Annotated in this window: 14 protein-coding genes; 10 read left to right on the top strand and 4 right to left on the bottom strand. The window is 43.0% G+C overall.

Translation table 11 applies throughout. The features are described 5' to 3' along the window. Positions 1 to 446 precede the first annotated feature (446 nt). From A372_RS0110850 to A372_RS0110860, 3 genes are all read left to right on the top strand, one after another. Positions 447 to 1622 carry a hypothetical protein gene (locus A372_RS0110850; RefSeq protein ID WP_019420869.1) on the top strand — a complete coding sequence of 392 codons (1176 nt, stop codon included), beginning with the start codon at positions 447 to 449 and terminating at the stop codon, positions 1620 to 1622. A gap of 808 nt (positions 1623 to 2430) precedes the next feature. After that, positions 2431 to 2943: a ferritin gene (locus tag A372_RS0110855; RefSeq protein WP_019420870.1), complete on the top strand. Its 513-nt coding sequence runs from the start codon at positions 2431 to 2433 to the stop codon at positions 2941 to 2943. A 210-nt stretch (positions 2944 to 3153) separates the two neighbouring features. Beyond that, on the top strand, positions 3154 to 3522 hold the full coding sequence (locus tag A372_RS0110860) for a DUF4180 domain-containing protein (protein ID WP_019420871.1): 369 nt from the start codon (positions 3154 to 3156) through the stop codon (positions 3520 to 3522). A 95-nt stretch (positions 3523 to 3617) separates the two neighbouring features. Here the strand turns inward: A372_RS0110860 and A372_RS0110865 are convergent, their stop codons facing one another. Together A372_RS0110865 and A372_RS0110870 are read right to left on the bottom strand one after the other, a co-directional pair. Further along, a complete protein-coding gene (locus A372_RS0110865) occupies positions 3618 to 4202 on the bottom strand; it encodes a TetR/AcrR family transcriptional regulator (RefSeq protein WP_019420872.1) in 585 nt (194 codons plus the stop codon). A gap of 62 nt (positions 4203 to 4264) precedes the next feature. Continuing rightward, positions 4265 to 4888, bottom strand: coding sequence for an HXXEE domain-containing protein (locus tag A372_RS0110870; RefSeq protein WP_019420873.1), 624 nt, complete (start codon positions 4886 to 4888; stop codon positions 4265 to 4267). 256 nt (positions 4889 to 5144) lie between these two features. Here A372_RS0110870 and A372_RS0110875 point away from each other — a divergent pair, with 256 nt between their 5' ends. From A372_RS0110875 to A372_RS0110885, 3 genes are all read left to right on the top strand, one after another. Next, entirely contained in the window at positions 5145 to 6413 is a 1269-nt protein-coding gene (locus tag A372_RS0110875; RefSeq protein ID WP_019420874.1) for a DEAD/DEAH box helicase, read from the top strand. Between the two features lie 63 nt (positions 6414 to 6476). Beyond that, positions 6477 to 6764: a hypothetical protein gene (locus A372_RS0110880; RefSeq protein WP_019420875.1), complete on the top strand. Its 288-nt coding sequence runs from the start codon at positions 6477 to 6479 to the stop codon at positions 6762 to 6764. A gap of 265 nt (positions 6765 to 7029) precedes the next feature. Further along, entirely contained in the window at positions 7030 to 7905 is an 876-nt protein-coding gene (locus tag A372_RS0110885; protein WP_019420876.1) for an Abi family protein, read from the top strand. A 384-nt stretch (positions 7906 to 8289) separates the two neighbouring features. Here the strand turns inward: A372_RS0110885 and pgtP are convergent, their stop codons facing one another. Beyond that, positions 8290 to 9669 (bottom strand): phosphoglycerate transporter PgtP, encoded by a 1380-nt coding sequence (gene pgtP, locus A372_RS0110890; RefSeq protein WP_019420877.1) that lies wholly within the window; start codon positions 9667 to 9669, stop codon positions 8290 to 8292. A 409-nt stretch (positions 9670 to 10078) separates the two neighbouring features. Here pgtP and A372_RS33740 point away from each other — a divergent pair, with 409 nt between their 5' ends. From A372_RS33740 to A372_RS38535, 4 genes are all read left to right on the top strand, one after another. Beyond that, positions 10079 to 10999, top strand: a complete 921-nt coding sequence (locus tag A372_RS33740) for a substrate-binding domain-containing protein (RefSeq protein WP_019420878.1) — start codon at positions 10079 to 10081, stop codon at positions 10997 to 10999. Then, the gene (locus A372_RS0110900; protein WP_019420879.1) at positions 10996 to 12456 is read left to right on the top strand and encodes an ATP-binding protein; all 1461 of its coding nucleotides are present in this window, start codon (positions 10996 to 10998) and stop codon (positions 12454 to 12456) included. The genes A372_RS33740 and A372_RS0110900 overlap by 4 nt, the downstream gene beginning before the upstream one ends. Then, on the top strand, positions 12425 to 13093 hold the full coding sequence (locus tag A372_RS0110905) for a response regulator transcription factor (protein ID WP_019420880.1): 669 nt from the start codon (positions 12425 to 12427) through the stop codon (positions 13091 to 13093). Before A372_RS0110900 ends, A372_RS0110905 begins: the two co-directional genes overlap by 32 nt. 159 nt (positions 13094 to 13252) lie before the next feature. Next, positions 13253 to 13750 (top strand): hypothetical protein, encoded by a 498-nt coding sequence (locus A372_RS38535; RefSeq protein WP_019420881.1) that lies wholly within the window; start codon positions 13253 to 13255, stop codon positions 13748 to 13750. Positions 13751 to 13807: 57 nt separating this feature from the next. Here the strand turns inward: A372_RS38535 and A372_RS0110915 are convergent, their stop codons facing one another. After that, complete coding sequence (locus tag A372_RS0110915; RefSeq protein ID WP_019420882.1) at positions 13808 to 15262, bottom strand: esterase-like activity of phytase family protein; 1455 nt, start codon at positions 15260 to 15262, stop codon at positions 13808 to 13810. Between the last annotated feature and the right edge of the window lie 278 nt (positions 15263 to 15540).

A 15540-nucleotide genomic window follows, 5' to 3' on the forward strand; every position in this document is an offset into this window, starting at 1 on the left:
CGAAGCGGTGTTTTTCTATTTTTCAAGAGTTATATTTAACTTAGTCTAGGCTCATACAGAACAAACAACTAAGCCGTGTTCGGCTCTGCGAAAGTTGAGGTATAACAATCAAAAATGAAGATATGCCGCTGTCTATTAAGCGGCATTTTATTTAGAGGAAATATCTTTATCATGTCGAAATATGACGGGGAATGGTGGAGATAATTGAATGAACAAAGAAAATAAAGGGAAAATATTAGATGAGTTAGTTGAAAGCTGGAAATCTAAGCTTTGCTAGGACTTTGAACTATGAGGAACGTTTATTAGTTATTTTGGAAGAAATATTACAAATAAAATGAAAGCATTAAGCCAAAGCGGAACTCCATCTCGTATGGACAGAGGCTCTTTTTTTTAAATATCTATCCTATGGATTACAGTTCAAAGATTAATTGTTGGGGTGTTTTTTTATGTCAATTAATAGCGTAGCTTTTGATTTGTTTGATGTAACAAATATGCAAAAGATTATTAAAAGTCCTTATGATTTTGATAAGGCCATGTTTTTTGAGGGCTTGCTTACTTACGAAAAACTTTCTTTTTCTTTGGGAAGTTCATTTGTCCATGGTATAGAAGGTGTATTAAAACATATACCCGTGAAAATTTTATGCGATCTTCTTGAACAACAAATATTAACGTTTAATATTGAAAAGGCTACGTTAAATATTTCAGAGAAAAATAATGCGAAGTTTGTATTTGGAAAATCGTTTATTAAAGATGCCGGTAACTATCCTTCTGATGAAAATGAGAAGTGTCTTTATCAAATCGGTAAAAAAAATAGTTTGTCGAAAAAAGAACAAAAGAAATTTGTCAGGTTATTATTAGATAATCAGAGAGTGATACCTTATTCTGATTTAAACCAGAATGTTATTCAAAGGAATATTTCTAGTGAATTAAGTGATAGGAAACTCTTCCTGAATTTTATTAGTAGAAAGATGTATCTTTCGAACTGCTCATTAAATATTCCATACTCAATTCGAACAAACAATGATGGCAATTATGAACTAGTGGCACCGTTATTGAATGACTCTCAGAAAGAAGCTTTATTTCCTTATTTAGGCGTATTCATGTTTGTTCTTTTGCGTGCGAATATATTTACTAATTCTTCTGCTCTGTTAAAAACTGATAGTATATGGGGAAATGAAAGCACCATAGATATTATGGAAAGTAAATATTCAAGATTGTTTAAAGACCCGGTTAACAATATTAATGTTTTGGAAAAAATATTTGAGATAGAACAGATACCTAGAATGGATATGTTAATTTCGAACAATGTAGTGAACTTCAAGAACATATTGGAAATTCGCAAAAGAGCAGGAAGCTTGAGAGATTTAATATCAAATTTAAGTTCTTCCGATCCGAAAATGATTTCGGATGCCTATTTAAGTGCTTTGCAAATAAAAGAATCGGCATTTGACAAAGGAGTATTAAAGACATTACGTTTTATCATTCCCAATGCTGTGGGTACAGGTAATACTTCCTTAGGAATTGCTTTGTCGTTTTTAGATATGTATGTATTTCCTAAACTATATGAAAAACGAAACATATCAGTCAGACTAAAGGATATTTTATATTCCAACAATATCTAAATTGAGTTAACGAGCAGCAACACATAGGCTAGGATTCTATTATGCTCAATAAGCAGTGAATTAATTGAATATCTGAATTATATTTATTGAGGATAATCCAATGAATAATGATTACAAAGACAGGATCGATAAAGTCATCTCATACATTAAAAAAACAGCAAGCAGAAACTGAACCTGAAACAACTCGCAGCATTGCTAACTTTTTCAAAATATCATTTTACGAGAATATCTACAGCTAACGCCGGCGTGACTCCTGTTGCATTCGTAAATAGAGAGTGCTTTCAAAAATCGGTTTAGTTATTTTGATTTGCATGGGGTAAAGATGCTTGTAGGTATTTGAAGAACTAATACAAGGTAAGGCTAATGCTTTTAGAATGGACTCAGATACGTACCGGCAGCATATTGATCCTGACAGTTTACCTCTATCAATGAAAGAAAGGAAAATATTTCGTAGTATCAACAATGGTTGAAGCAGGAGTTAAAGTGTACCAAGAGTCAACTGTCAGAGAGTTAAAGGAAGATTAGATGGAAGTAATAAGCAAGGCAGTGCGGGGGATATAATCGATATCTGGGAAAATCTAATGGCGAACTCAGAGTGGCATCTAAGCTATGGATCTACATTGTCTTTAGCCTGTCCCCCTTTACATCTCCGCTCATTTCCAACATACTGAGAATAGAAGGAAGCATGTCTGTACAGGATAAAGAATGATGCCAGTTGGGCAGTGCACCGTAAGGCCGCGCTAGTTCCTTGTACAAGCGGTATGTGCTTACCTTTCATCTAGACAAGCTATTAAGGGAGAGTGATCCGATGTTAAGTGAGAAGCTGCTCGCGAAGTTGAACGATCAAATGAATTATGAATTTTATTCTTCCCAGGTGTACCTGGCTATGGCGGCTTATTGTTCGTCGGAGAGCTTTGATGGGTTTGCGAACTTTTTCATCGTGCAGGCGGAAGAAGAGAAGTTCCATGGAATGAAAATATTCCACTTCATTAATACATTGGGCAAACGTGCCGTTGTTAGCGGCATGGAGCACCCTCAGAATGAATACAGCTCATTGCTGGACGCTTTTGAGCATTCCTATGCGCATGAGCAAACCGTGACGAAGCGTATTTATGAATTGTCCGATATTGCGTGGAATGAGCGTGAGCATGCGACAATTAACTTCCTCAAGTGGTTTATTGATGAGCAAGTGGAGGAGGAAGCCACCTTCGACAGCATCATCCAGAAGCTGCGCCGCATTGATAATGACAGCAACGCCTTCTATATGCTTGATTCCGAGCTGGCCAAACGCACCTTCACGCCACCGGCAGGCGAAGCCTAATTCATTCAGCAACCCAGAAGCTGTTTTCCCCTGAGCGTGCATGAGGGAAAGCAGCTTTTTGGTGGCCCGCAAACAGGTGTAGAACGTTGCCTCAGTCAGGTGTCGAATTGGTGAACGCAAATGATTACTGGCCGCTGCTTCAATCTTAGTACTAATCGCTATTGTTATCGCTGCAACGAACAAATAACTTGGAAAGGGATGTGAGGAGAAATGGAGATCAACATTAATGAGCAGAATGGTTCTAAAGTAGCCGTCATTTCAAGCGATAGCGTAATAATAAACAACGTCAACGACGCCCTGGATCTAATGGCCAATGTTCGATATAACGGCTGCGATAAAATCCTGGTAAGGAAAGAGCATCTTACAGAAGATTTTTTTGAGCTCAAAACAAAACTTGCCGGTGAAATTTTGCAGAAATATACGAACTATCACATCATCATTGCGATCGTTGGTGAATTTGAATCTTATCACAGCAAAAGTCTGAATGACTTTATCTATGAATGCAACCAGGGAACACGAGTGTTTTTTAAGAAGACGGAAGCTGAAGCTTTAGAAGCACTTCATAGCGTAGATGTATAACAGTAGTTTTAGTGCAATTCAGTCACGGTATATCTAGAAAACACAGTTAGAGCGGGTTTACAATAGTTGCTCACAATCTATCTATGGAGCGATTATCATTGGCCCGCTTTATTCACGACATTCCCATACATGACAGTTGACAGCACCATGTCAAAAACATCGGAGAACCGGTAACTATGGTGTGCCAAAAATTCAGTGGAGGTTAACTCTTCAATAGAAGCAAATATGATGTAGGCCACAACCTGTTGATCAATCTCTTGGCGAAATACCCCCTGCCGCCCTCCATCCTCCAATATTTTCACCAGATGATGGATAATGACCTCTTTACGGAGGCGTGTAAACTTGTCATGCAGAACCGCTACGCTCTCTTTGATATCCTCCAGTGCAGACCTCTCTATGGCGCTTAATCGCTGCGTCATCAACGTCATAAAAGTACGAAGCTTCTGTAAGGGATCGAGCTCGCTTGCGCTTAGTTCAGAAATATCATGTTTAATCTCTTGGAACATGTTTTCAATTACAATCTCAAGCAGGTCATATTTGGATGCATAATACCGGTACAATGTGGCTTTGCTCATGCCAATGCCTTTCACCAGATCATCGACAGAGACGGCTGAATAGCCATATTGGAAAAACAGAGATGTTGCATGCTTGAGGATCTTATCTTCTGTCTTTTTGCTCATATTGCATTCCTTCCTGATGATAGAGGGTAATTGGCCGTAACCAGCACTTCGATAGCTTCATTCTAAACAAGTGCCCAAATTAATGCAATTGGCAGTAAGACAACGTAGGGGATGATAAGCTTTAGCGTAACGCTCCATGTGCCTGTCAGCCGTCTGAGGAACAGCGGCGCAAGAATCCAATACAACTGCGCGGTGTAGAGTCCCGGAAAGTATTTCCCGAAGTAGATGCTCCATGTTGTATGGGCGATTGCATTGCCTAAAGCTCCGTATGCAATGAAGAAGAGTGCCGGAATGAGAAGGAAAGGCAGACGTTTAACAAAGGCTAGTATAGCGGTGACCGTAAACAAGGAATAGGAGATCATATTGAGCAGTAAAAAGAAAGGAACGGAGTAGGCCTCTCCCCCATAAATAGCAGGAAATTGACTGGAGAAGCCAGTTATAAATTCTTCGGAAAAATGAATAAACTGCCATGACAGTATTCCGAAGTAAAGCGGGAGAATGCTCAGCGGTTCGCTTAAAGCCCAGCCTCTTCGATATAAGGTTAGAAATATAGCAAATGCAAATAGAACCCCGATAACAAACGTCACAATCAATTCATAACCCGAGCTCAGATAGGTAAATAAACAAACCATAAACAAAGAAAGGAAGGAACCGATCATACAATCTTTTTTTGTAATGTTGTTCATGTTACAACCTCCATTCCGTAATAATGAAACTCATGATACTTAAATAGTTTCATAGTATCATTATATAGTTGGATTCAAACTGTTGTCAATAATAACCAGATACAGTGCTATGGAGCGGGCTATGCCCGCTTTTCTTTTGTACTCATTTGTGCTATCCTAGTATGTTAGGATATAAGGAAACGATTTGTGGAGATGCTGTAAGAGAAGTTAAAAGGTACGTTGATAAGATTAAATATATTTAAAATTAAGGAGACACATGACATTTAAAGAATTGAATATTATACCCGCGATTTTAAATGCTTTAAGTAAAGAGAACTATACTACGCCAACACCCATACAGGAACAGGCGATCCCAGCTGTGTTAGCCGGCAGAGATTTACTTGGCTGCGCTCAGACGGGAACAGGGAAGACGGCCGCGTTTGCTGTACCGATTGTCCAACTATTAAGCGAACAGCATAGCAGACCCAATTCAAAACGCCGTATTCGCTCATTGATTCTAACACCGACAAGAGAACTTGCTCTTCAGATTTCTGATAACATGCAAGCGTTCAGTCAATACACCGATTTGCATTGCACGGCTATCGTTGGTGGCGTTTCACAAAAAGTACAGGAACGGTCGTTACATCAAGGTGCTGATATTATTATTGCAACTCCAGGCAGACTCATCGATTTGATGAATCAGAAGAGTATCGATTTGCAATATGTCAAAATATTAGTACTGGATGAAGCCGACAGCATGTTGGATATGGGTTTTATCCATGATGTGAAGAAAATCATCACAAAAATGCCCAGCAAGAAACAAACTCTTTTCTTCTCAGCTACGATGCCGCCAGAAATATCCAAAATGGTCAAAACGCTGCTGGTTAATCCAGTGAAAGTAGAAATCACGCCGGTGTCTTCTACTGTGGATAGAATAAAGCAATCTGTTTATTTGGTAGATAAGGAAAACAAACAAAAGCAATTGAATCATCTTTTAAAAGATAACTCCATTGCTTCGGCACTCGTGTTTACCCGTACCAAGCATGGCGCTGACCGCGTTGTGCGTGAACTGGCTAAAGTGAAAATTTCCGCTCAGGCCATCCATGGCAACAAATCTCAAAATGCCCGCCAGATTGCATTGAGCAATTTTAAGAGTGGCGTAACGCGAGTGTTGGTAGCGACGGATATCGCAGCGAGAGGAATTGATATTGAGGAGCTTTCTCATGTGATCAATTTCAATCTCCCTAATGTTCCAGAAACCTACGTTCATCGAATTGGCCGTACCGGTAGAGCAGGACTGAGCGGGATCGCTATCTCCCTTTGCGAAATTGAAGAAATACCGTATCTCAAAGATATTGAGAAATTGATCGGAAAGATCATTCATGAAGTGAAGGACCATCCTTATCCGATGCTGCGTACAACTCAGACTTTAAAGGCGGAAGGCTCATCGACACCAGCAGTCTTAAAACCTGCCAAATCCAAGGCAAACCCTATGCTCAAGCCCAAGTCGAAGTGGTTCAAAAAAGGAAGTAAAACAAGCAAATAACATTGCTGGAATTCATAAAACAAATCTAGGAGTGGTAATCTGAGAAAGCACAAGAAGAAGCCAATGTCATTTGACGAACTGTTGAAGGAATTGCAAGGCCAGAGAACGATTGAAGAAGATTCGAGTCATATTTCATTAGACGAGTTGTTCAATGAATCATTCATGGTTAAGCATTCCAACTTTAAAAGTTTTGGAGAGTTTTTAGAGAAAGGCAACTTTCAAGTAAAGACGCGAGAAGATATCAATAACATTCCTGACGAACTTTTTGATCGGCATGTTGCAAGAGAGACGGGGTTTGCTAATTGGAAATCCATGCTGAATACAGCGACTATGGATTATGCCAGTAAATAATGAATATAAGAATGAAGCTGATTTAAGGATGCCGATTCAGGCTTGACCTTAGCTTAGCTATAATCAGGTGTTTGCTTTACGGCACATGTGGAGCGCGCGGTGCGTTGTTGGTAGTGCAGAGCATTTACCTGATTGTATCTCCTTAAATGTTCCACTCGTACATTGACTATAGTCAACATCTTTAGTAAGATTAAGTCAACAGTTCCCACCACGCCTCTTAACAATGCGTACCAAGGTGGGCCTTTTTATTCGCGGAGGAAAATTTATGGAACATGTTCCTGCTCAGTCTGTCAAGCCCCCGGCAACATATGAACAACAATTAAATATTCTCAAAAGCCGTGGACTCAATGTTAATAATGAGGATATGGCCGTTCGTACTTTGCAACAAATCAATTATTACCGGTTAAGCGCATACGGATTAAGTCTCAAGCATGATGATAAATATCATATCGACACAACTTTCGAACAGCTACTCGCTTTATACGAGTTTGATCGTCGATTTCGCTACATCATTATGGAAGTGGTTGAGCAAGTGGAAATTTCTTTCCGTACTCATATTTCATACTACATCGCTCATACATACGGTGCTTTGGGACATTTAGAACAGGAACATTTTAGAAATCATGAAGTGTTTCTGATTGAACTCGAAAAAGAGATAAAGCGTTCTCAGGAGATATTCATAAAACATCATATTGAGAAGTATGAAGGGAAAATACCCGTCTGGGTAGCTATTGAAGTTCTTTCGTTCGGAGCGCTCTCTAAACTTTTTTCCAATATGAAACGTGATGATCAGAATCACATTGCGAAAAGTAATTATCGTCGAGCCCCTGTTATTTACCTCGAAAGCTGGCTTAAGTGTTTGTCCTATATTCGCAATATATGTGCTCATTACGGTCGATTGTATAACCGACCACTTACAAGCAAACCGAGACTCGATCGGAAATCAAAACAGCTGGGAATTGAACAAGGAAAAATTTTTGCACACTTATACGTATTAAAAGAACTCATTCCTGATCGAAATAAGTGGACAGATTTCGTAACTCGCTTAGAAGCATTGCTCACTGAGTACAAAGACGTGATTGAATTAGAACGAATCGGATTCCCTGAGGACTGGGAATCCATCCTGATGATGAGGGGATAATCCTGGAATGGTTGCGACAATTACTCATGTCATTATCAATCCAAATCCGTCAAATCATTGACCATAATGAACCAACAACCCATCGATCGTGAACAAGATAATAGTTGCTAGAAATGTTCCAATCGCAACAGAGCGCTTTTTTTGGATTCAGCTCCTCAACACTCCCAACCATCCAGCCTAAAGTGCTAACCTCATCCTACAACAAATACAATGAGTCGTATGATTCTCAAGTTGGAAGAAGCTCCTACTGAAGTATTTATAAATCGTTCGGCATGACTTCGTTCTTTCTGATTATGGAATGAATACTTGTGAACTGTAACCCGCAGGGGCACTCTTTTCTCTTTTTACAGTGTCCATCCTGCGGGCCATGTGCTTGCTCAGAGTTCAGGCCGTTTTTGATGATTCCAAAGCTGCTTGTTTCTTGTTGCGTTCCAGCTCTTTTACCCCCATATGGGCCAGTATGCAGAAAATAACGCAGCAGACAACAGCAGTCAATAGCACATAGAAGCCGCCATTCCAGCCCACCTTGTCAACCATTACGCCAAAGAGGGTAGTACCTAAAGACGCACCCAGAATGTAGCTCATGAAGCCGCGCAAGCCAACCGCAGACCCTACGGCGAATGGCGGTACAACCTCCAAAGTCTGCACGGAAGCCAAAAATTGCGGGACGTAAATCAAACAACCGATAATGGCGGCGAAGATAGTAGTGCCAAGTAAAGTGCCGCTCTGCCAGTAACCAATAATGCAGAAGAAAATCAACACCATAGCAATGATAGCCGGTGGCATGCGGTATCCCTTGAAAAACCTGTCCGAAAGGTAACCAACCAAGAGCGTGGAAGGAATAGCTGCCCACTCAAAAAATAAAAAGGCAACGCTCATTTCGGTTTTGCTGAAATGTTTTACACTCAACAGATAAATGGGCAACCAACTTATAATGCCAAAACGAACCATGTACACGAAAACGTCTACAAAGGAAACAAACCATGCATTTTTATTGAACAATACATAATTTTTGAAGATTTGCCAGACCGTCATATCTTCTGGCGGTTTGGAATCAGCCTTTTGTTGCATAGCCGGGTCCGATTCGTCCTTGACGATTTCGTTCAACGGGGGCAAGCCTTCGCTTACCGGGGAGCCTTTGGTCAGGGCTAATACGACCATGGCAAACACGATAGCGACTGCTGCCGGCACCTGGTAGCTTGCCGCTTGCCAGTGCTCGGAGCCAAGCATAGCGAAGCCGACACCTACGATAGGCGCTACAATTCCGCCGCCCAGATTATGCGAGATGTTCCAGATGGCGCCGACAACGCCTCTCTGCTTGCGCGGGAACCAGTTCGCGATGGTAATGAAGCTAGGCCCGACTCCCATTCCTTGAAAAATTCCGTTCAGGATAACGAGCGCGGCAAACATCCAGAATGCCGTAGTGAATCCCATCATAATATTGACCAGTCCGCACATGAGCAAACCAAGCGCCATATATCTTTTCGGATCGGCTTTATCCGCAAGACTGCTCATGAGGCCCTTGCTGACTCCGTAAGCAATGAGCAGACAACTGCTTAATAGCCCGACTTCTGTAGCGCTAAGATGGAGCTGATCCTTCAGATAAGGAGTGGATAATGCAAAATTATTGCGGACAATATAATAGGCCATATAACCGAAAAACACACCTAATAAAGACTGCAGCCGGAAGAGCTTATAGGTTTTTTGAACATGTTCCGGCGCTATTTTTGTAGTAGCGGTTTTAGGCTTTAAAAATGAAATCATACCATCATCCTCGATTCTTAGCTGTTAATGAACACATTTGTAGTAACGGCAACTGCTTCTAATGCCGGTTTCATGATAGTGCTTTCAAAATAGTGATTCCAAAAAAATTCCTAATGTCATCATGACCTCCCCGCTTTTTGATGATCGTGTTCCTCACCTTTTTATTATCGTGCCAGTTCAACCTGCAAAACTATCAGCAAAGTTCTGATTTTTTGTAGGATAAAGAGGAGGTGTTGTCAGAAAAATTCCTATAGAAGATGTAAAGATGATGAGCAATATCGTGAAAATGCTGAAAATGGCTTAGTTTATAGAGGATGCATCCAGTTTCATGCTATACTTGGGGATGCGAAATGCGACCCAGAGTGCAGATGCCTTCTGCGGGAATCTCTTGCGAAGAATGGAGTAAATCATGCTCAGGCTGCCGAGGATACTGCTTATTATTTTGCTTGCCGTACTTGTGTCAGGATGTTCCAACAGTCGTTCGAGTTATCACATTGTTTTTTCCGAGCCGGACGATGCCCCTATCGATTCTCAAGATGGAACACCATCCCCGGTGCGTGTGGCCATTTCAAGTGTGCTGTCACCGAGCGAGACGATTAAGCACTACAGAACAATTGCCGATTATGTAGGGGAGAAGCTTAACAGACCTGCTATTCTCATTCAGCGCAAGAGCTACAACGAGATAAGCATGTTAATGATGAATGGCGGCGCTGACATCGCTTTGCTGTCGTCAGGCGCGTATCTAACCTACAAGCAAGTTGAGGGGCTTGAAGCGATTGCGATGCAGGAGCGAATGGGAGTTCCGTATTATTACGGTTATCTTGTCGTAAATCATGACAGCAACTGTACAGATATTAACGATTTAAGAGGAAAAAGCATCGCGATTACCGACCCCTTCAGTTATTCCAGCTATATTTTTGTGAGCGAAAGGCTGGCTGAATTCGATGAAACGCCAGAGCATTTCTTTGGCCGCTATGTGTACACGTACAATCATGAAAGCTCGCTTAAAGCCGTCATAGACAGGGTTGTCGACGCCGCAGCCGTGAATAGCTTGGTCTACGAACAAGCCAAGCTGAAAGATCCTGAATTAGCCGACACTTTGCGAATAATCGCCAAATCAGAACCGGCAGGCACCGGTCCGGTGGTAATCAGCAGCAGCTTACCGGATGAAGACAAGAACATCATTAAAGAGTTGTTTTTGTCCATGCACGAGCAAGCAGCCATACAACCAGCGCTGCAGGGTTTGTTTATTGACCGTTTTGTCCCTTTTGACCCGCAATTCTATGATACCGCTTACAGTAAAAGGTTCTATAAACGAGGCCGCCTATGAGATGGATGAGCAAGCTTCGGATCAATCAGAAAATATTTGGAACCATCTTCGTTGCGCTGCTCTTTCTTGCCTCTGTCTTAGGGTGGATCATTTGGGATTCGCTTACGAACATGATGACCGAAGAGCTTAAAAAACGCGGCGCCAATATTGCGCATAATATCGCGGCCTTGTGCTCCGACTATATTCTTACGGATGATCAATTTTCGATTCATCTGCTTATCTCCCAGGCACAAAAGGCGAATGAGGACGTTCGCTATATCCTGATAATCAATAGCAATAACGGGCTTGTGGGGGATACGTTCTCCGGCAATCTGCCGAAGGGGATATTAAGCGCGCATACTCCCGATGGTCTGGATGGCCAGCAAGTTGCGGCACTAACTTCAGATGAAGGGACTATCCACGATATCCTTGTCCCCATCGAGGGGGGAGATGTAGGATTCGTTCGCGTTGGCATGGCGGAAACAGCCGCTCAAACCTATATTTTTAGTAAGATTGGTGAGTTGATTTTTGCAACATTATTGGTTTGCATAGGCACAGCCGGAATTACTTATTATGTTACTCGCTTTATCACGAAACCGATCAATAACTTGGTTGCTGTTGCAACAGGCATATCAGCCGGGAAGTTGTCCTTGCGGGCTAAAGTCGAGAGTAACGATGAAGTGGGGAAGCTAGCGCAGGCTTTTAATGAAATGGCTGACAACTTGATTAGCTCCAACACCGAGGTAGAAATGCTGTTGAAGGAGCTGCAAGATAAAGAGCGGCTTCGCGACACGTTGATCTTGAAGCTATTATCCGCTCAAGAAGATGAGCGAAAAAGAATCTCCCGCGAACTTCATGATGAAACAAGCCAAGCTCTTACTTCACTAATGGTTACCATGCGTGTGCTGGCTAATGAAGCGAAAGATGCCGAGCAGCAGGAGCTGCTTCATACCAGCCGGGAGATTGCAGCGAGTATTTTGCGGGAAATTAGAGATTTAGCGGTAGAATTAAGACCGCCTATTTTAGATGATATGGGATTAATTCCAGCAATCAAGAAATATGTGCAAAAGTTTGAAGAGAAGCACGATATTGCAGTGAATCTATTCGCCCCCGAAGATGATATCGTCATTGATAGTCATACTGCTGTAGCCTTGTACCGAATTCTTCAAGAAAGCTTGACGAATGTAGTCAAGCATACAGCAGCGACCCAGATTGAGATTACGATGGGAATCGCAGATCATTGCATACAACTGACTATCCATGATAACGGTCACGGTATCCGGCCGGAAGATTTTGAAAGGGCTCGCCAGCAAAATCGGATCGGAATATACGGTATGAAGGAAAGAGCCGAGCTGCTTGGCGGTTCATTCTTTGTCAAAACTACGAGTGTCGGCGGGACCGAACTTAGGGTGTCTATCCCGCTAGAGCTGGAAAAAGGGTGCAGTGATGGAACAGACAATAACAATCATGCTAGTTGATGACCACGCTTTGCTGCGGGCGGGCTTGAAGCTGCTGCTGCAGAAAAAACCATCCTTGGAAGTTGTAGGCGAAGCCGCCGATGGAATTGAAGCCCTTCGGCTTTACGAAGAAGTAAGACCTCATATTTTAATACTCGACATCAGTATGCCGCGCTTAGACGGCATTCAGGTTCTCAGAGAAATCAAATTGCGTCATGAGCAAGCGAAAGTCATCGTGCTCACCATGCATGAAGATGAAGATTACATCACTTCAATCATGCAAGCAGGGGCATCGGGCTACATTCCTAAGGCGGCAGTAGATGAAGAATTGTACACAGCCATTGATTCCGTTATGAACGGATACGTATACCTTCGGCCGCAAGAAACTCGGACCTTGCTGTCATCGATGCTCAAAAAAACGCCAAGAGAAGCAGAATCGCGGAATCCTTACGTGATTTTAAGTCCGCGCGAGCGCGAGGTGCTGCGGTTTCTTGCGAGAGGATATACGCTAGTTGAGACAGCTCAGGAATTAACAGTAAGCATCAAAACGGTTGATACTCATAAGACGAGAATGATGAATAAACTTAATGTTTCTAGAAAAAGCGAACTTGTTGAATATGCGATGAAATATAAACTTATAAATGACGGACAAGCATAATGCGCCCATCTCTTTCGAACGTATTTCTAAATATTTCGTTCGATGTATATAGGTCAAAAGACGCGAAAATAAAATGAAGACGGTGAAGGAGGATTTTGGCAGCTCGTGTCGAATGGTTCAATATACCTATAAACACGCAGCTGAAGGGAGTCAAAAGAAGTGCAACGTACAACCGGAACGAGACTAAATCCGTCGAACAAGACATCTGCCTACCAAGGCAATAAAACGGGCAGCGGTCAAACAAGGGTGGCTGGTTCTCAAATAAACAGAGTGTCAGGCGCTCAAGCGGCAGGAGCGAGAAAACACGGTGATGGCACAAGGAACGAACATACTATTGTTTGTCGGAAATGTAAGTCACCGCAAATTGTAGCCAACAAAAGAGGATATAGCTTTGCCAACTTTTTTAAAACCTTAGGCTGGATGGCATTGCTTCCCCTCTTGATAATAATATTGGGCATGGTTGTAGTAAATGCAATCATGTGGAAAACAGACTTGCCGATAAATGACGGGCTAATAAGCTTAATTAGTGTTATTTGTTATCTTTCATTAAGCTTGTCATTACCTGTCAGTATCCTTGTTGGGTTCGTCGGAAGAGGTGAAATCGTAAACGGCTGTATGAATTGTGGTTTTAAGTGGACACCTGGTAAGAGAAAGTAAAAGGAACGGAAACAACCCGGCTGACTTCATCGTCTTGGCCGGGTTGTTGCGATTTAATTACTGTATCGTATAAGGCAGCTTGAACGTCCACAGCTCGGTGCCGTTGTCCGGTGATGTGCTGTCCACGCCGAAATCGTTGTCGTTCACGATGACAAGAGTGTCGCCGTTCACTAGCGCCAAGCCCTCTATTTTCTCGTACGGATAGTCAAAAGCGGCTGCATCGAGCACGGTGCGTTTGGCGGGCGGCAGAATGCCGCGAGCTTTCTGATCCGTGATTGTCATTTGTTCGAGCGTTTTGCCGGCGCTCTGCGCATCATCGTACTTGCCGAGGATGTTCGTTGCGTCCGACAGGTCAATGGAGTAGATGCGTTTCAGCTGCGCTTTGTCGCCTGCGTTTTTGTCGCGCTCGTCGATGAGCAGCGTATTCTCGTTAATGGCGACCATGTCGGAGATAACGATATCCGATTGGTCCAGATCGTTGAATTGCTTCGCGTCCTCCGTGACATAAGCGTATTCGGCTACCGGCTCCAGCTTCGCGAGGTTGAACTTGATGATGCGGATCTGGCGCGAGTTGTCGGTGGACTTGTCCGGGTTGCGCAGCGGGCTCTGCATGGCCATAAACATATGCTTGCCGTCAGGCGTGATGCCCACTGCCTCGGCGCCCCGGTTTTTACGAAGCTTGTTGTACACGTCTGGAAGCAATTCCCTCGATGGTACGAGCGGAGCTGCTACTTGAGCGGCCCAGCCTTGCGGGACGATACGTTCGATAATCGTGCCGTCCCGTTTCACATGCACGATAGACGGACCATATTCATCGGAAATCCAGAACGTGTCATCTTGCGGATTATACGCGATCCCTTCAATATCGAGACCATACGGATCATAGGCGAGTTGTTTTTCCGCTTTGGCGTCATAAGGCGCTTCGTCACGGTCTTTGATGTTGGGCAAGCCGGTAATATTGGAGCTGCCAGTCACGGGATTTTTGCCGTTCACCTTCAGCGGGATTTGCTCGAGTATCTTGATTTCGCCTTTGTTAATTTCGATTTTGTAGATGCTCGGTGTGTAATCTGCAAGCGGGAACGTGCGGCGCGACTTGCCGTTGACGTCGATTTCTCCGTTCGGGCCGCGGTCGGCTGTTGAATAGAACACATTGTCCGGGTCTCCCGGCAAGTGAGTCAGCGAGGAACCGATGCCCATTTTGATGCCGTCCGCCAAGTTAGGGGCGCTTAACTTATATTTCCCGGTCAAGTCTGGCGTGTCCGTCAACGCCACGTTATTGCGTAACTCGTCCCAATCCACATATTTGCCGGAAGCTTCACCAAGCGCGCGCAGCGGCAAGTACAAGTGCCCGTCGATTTCGAGTGCAGGGGACGATGGCGTGACGGCTTGTCCGTTGTTTGAATACTTAATACTATCTGCTGTTGCGCTGCCCGCGGCAGCCTCGGGCGTGATCACGTTCCCGACTGTGAGCGTGAGCGCCGCCGTTGCGGCGATAAGCCATTTCTTTTTCATCCTGAATGAGTCTCCCTTCAACTGCTCTGCATACGAATGAAGGGATTATATCAACCATTTGTTAAGCTTAATTAAAAGTAAGGTTGAGATTGTGTAAAATAGGTAGCGTTCATCATAGGACCAAATAATCTGCAAACGCTGTAATTCCTTGCTGCGAAAGGGGTGCAGCGTTTTTATATGAAAGCAACATATTGACATCCAAAATTAGTATATGTTATATAGAAATAAGGTGTTAGCACTCTTCTGGTTTGAGTGCTAAATATTTGACCAGCAGATTT

Origin of the sequence: Paenibacillus sp. OSY-SE (genome assembly GCF_000283315.1) — a bacterium.
Taxonomy (GTDB): domain Bacteria; phylum Bacillota; class Bacilli; order Paenibacillales; family Paenibacillaceae; genus Paenibacillus_B; species Paenibacillus_B profundus.